Origin of the sequence: Pseudomonas sp. SB113 (genome assembly GCF_040754745.1) — a bacterium.
GTDB classification, from domain to species: Bacteria; Pseudomonadota; Gammaproteobacteria; order Pseudomonadales; family Pseudomonadaceae; genus Aquipseudomonas; species Aquipseudomonas grimontii.
Map to the genome: position 1 here is coordinate 1 of NZ_JBFMHW010000287.1, position 255 is coordinate 255.

Genomic DNA, 255 nt, shown 5'->3' on the forward strand with positions numbered 1-255 from the left:
GCGCCGGAAGAAATCCTGCGCGTAACACGGGACGCCTGATGAATCGCTATCGCTATGAAGCCGCCTACGCCAACGGCAAAGTCGAGGCCGGGCATTTGGAAGCCGACAGCCAGAGCGGGGCGTTTGCCGTGCTGCGCAGCCGTGGCCTGACCGCGTTGCTGGTGCAGGTCGAGGGCGGTCAGCAAAGCGCCGCCGGCAGCAGCCTGTTCAGCGCCAAGCTGTCGGACAACGACCTGGCCTGGGCCACGCGGCAAC

At 66.7% G+C, this 255-nt stretch carries 1 pseudogene; it reads left to right on the forward strand.

The features are described from left to right. Nucleotides 1–38: 38 nt before the first annotated feature. A pseudogene (locus AB1462_RS32575) lies at nt 39–255 on the forward strand (type II secretion system protein GspF); the annotation flags it as partial.